The sequence below is a fragment of the Paenibacillus sp. 3LSP genome, from assembly GCF_032465655.1.
GTDB classification, from domain to species: Bacteria; Bacillota; Bacilli; order Paenibacillales; family Paenibacillaceae; genus Fontibacillus; species Fontibacillus barengoltzii.
Genome location: NZ_JAWDJI010000171.1, coordinates 1 through 1,439, shown reverse-complemented (window position 1 = coordinate 1,439; position 1,439 = coordinate 1). Strand labels below are relative to the sequence as shown.

The window sequence follows — 1,439 nt, the reverse complement described above, 5'->3', positions numbered from 1 at the left end:
CGCGCCAGCACGGCGGCCGCGCCCGCGAAGACGGCGCTGTGCCAGGCGTAGCGCCGGCGCTCGGCCCCGCGCAGCAGCGCGAGGCCCGCGGCCCAGCCGCCCAGCGCAGCGGTCAGCGCGCCGCGCGACTCGCTCAGCAGCAGGGCGAGGGCGAACAGCAGGGCGAGAGCCCCCGCCCGCTGCCCGCGCCAGCTGCCTGCGCGCGTAAAAGCGGCCCGCTCCATCCTCGCGAGCCGCATCAGCCGCTCCAGGAGAAACGCCGCCATCACGGCACCGAAGGCGTTGGGGTACTGGAGCAGCCCGCCCAGCCGGGCACCGGTCGCCGATACGGCTGGATTCGCAGTGCGCAGAATCGCGCCGGGGATCGGCAGCAGGCCATAAACCGCGGCCAGTGCCGTTACAGCGAGCAGCCCGCCGATCAGCAGCCATCCGGCCTCAAGCCAACGGCGGGCACTCAGGGACTTCACTGCGGCTAGCCCCCCTAGCGCCGCAGCAAATACGCCCAAGAACGCCCACAGCCGCAGGGCTTCCAGCGTCGATTGCACCGACAACGGCCCCGCGGCCAGCCGCCAAGCGTATCCGACTGCGATGACCAAAGGCCCTGCCGCTAGCAACAAAGCCCACCGCACGCTTGGCTCTGTCCATAACCCCGCCCGAGGCGCAGCGCTACCGAGCTGATACGTCCCAAGCTCAAGCTCAGACGATCCAAACTTAAACGGTGCAAGCTCATGCAGTGCAAGCTTATACGTTCCAACCTCATGCGGCCCATAGCCCGTTTTCCTGAAATTCTGCCCGAATCCAGTTGAGATGGCCCATCCGCCTGCAACCACCGCACCCGCAATGAGCCATACGGACACCAGCAGCAGCGCCCCCGGCCGCCCGGTCCAATACAAACCTTGATTCAAGCAAACCCATACGCCGCTTAACCATACTGCCGCAGTCACTCCCCTAATTCGCCAATGCTGCACACCCTCCACCTCCTCATCTTTATCTTCTTTCAGTCAGCCTAACGTCCCTAACGTCTGCCTCTCGCGCGCCCACCGCCACCAACCTTTTCAAGATCATCTACTTTTTCCACAATTCCCTCTCTCTCGTTCCTCCGCTTCATCTACCTCTTTTTTACTGTTACTTTTCGATCCCTCTCTAACCTTTTCACCTCTTTTCCACCTTCTCTGCGCCCCCTCTGCTATTCCAGCCCTGTATGTTCGCTCCCCCAACTCTTGCTCCATTCGCTTTACTCCATTCATTGGCAAGTTCAATGCGGGGTATTCTTCCGGGAGATGGAGTCACCTGCATAAATAAATGTAAAAGTGCAGTTATTTTCCGGCTTAGACGGCGAAATTGCCTAAATAACTGCAAAACTACAGTTCATTTCTGGCGAAATCGCACTAGCCTTGCATCTAAAGTGACATGGTATTCAATTAATTGTTAATCTTGGT

General features: G+C 60.3%; 1 protein-coding gene and 1 pseudogene. Both read right to left on the bottom strand.

Translation table 11 applies throughout. From position 1 onward, the window contains the following. Positions 1-467 (bottom strand): annotated as a pseudogene (locus tag RW092_RS14375) (hypothetical protein); the annotation flags it as partial. After that, positions 436-645 carry a hypothetical protein gene (locus RW092_RS14370; RefSeq protein WP_316010538.1) on the bottom strand — a complete coding sequence of 70 codons (210 nt, stop codon included), beginning with the start codon at positions 643-645 and terminating at the stop codon, positions 436-438. The gene RW092_RS14370 and the pseudogene RW092_RS14375, both read right to left, overlap by 32 nt. Between the last annotated feature and the right edge of the window lie 794 nt (positions 646-1,439).

Coding starts and splice junctions, on each gene's coding strand:
- RW092_RS14370 (WP_316010538.1), bottom strand. CDS start 645: ATGGACAGAGCCAAGCGTGCGGTGGGCTTTGTTGCTAGCGGCAGGGCC.